1 protein-coding gene and 1 pseudogene are annotated in these 550 nt (G+C 65.8%); both read right to left on the minus strand.

What is annotated here, in order from left to right:
* On the minus strand, nt 1-476 hold a 476-nt coding region (locus AC31A1_RS52370), incomplete at its 3' end, for an ATP-binding cassette domain-containing protein (protein WP_489660070.1).
* Nucleotides 477-481: 5 nt separating this feature from the next.
* Nucleotides 482-550, minus strand: a pseudogene (locus tag AC31A1_RS52375) (sugar ABC transporter permease); the annotation flags it as partial.

Genomic DNA, 550 nt, shown 5'->3' on the forward strand with positions numbered 1-550 from the left:
TTGTCCAGGACGATGCCCATGTTGCGCAGTTCCTCGTCCGCGGTCTTCTTCATCTTCTCGATGTCGAGACGGCGCACGGGCCAGGGGCCCTTGGTCATCTCGGAGCCGAGGAAGAAGTTGCGCCACACCGGCATCAACGGCACGACGGCCAGATCCTGGTAGACCGTCGCGATACCGCGGTCCAGCGCCTGACGCGGGGTGGTGAAATGCACCGGCCCGCCGTCGACGAGGAACTCACCCTCCGTGTGCTGGTGCAGCCCGGAGATGATCTTGATCAGCGTGGACTTGCCGGCGCCGTTGTCACCCAGCACGCAGGTGACCTGGCCGGGACGGACCGCGAGGTCCACGCCGTGCAGGGCGCGGACATTGCCGTAGGACTTGCCCGCGTTGCGCAGTTGGACGATCGGAGCGTCCGCTTCGCTCGGCACACTGTCTTCGAGGATGGCGCCGTGAGTGCCGGATTCGTTGCTTGCCATGAAGGTCACCTCCGGGTCGCGGTGCGCTGCACCCACAGATTGATGAGGACGGCGCCCAGGAGCATCACGCCCAG

It is taken from the genome of Streptomyces sp. P5F9 (assembly GCF_057961495.1).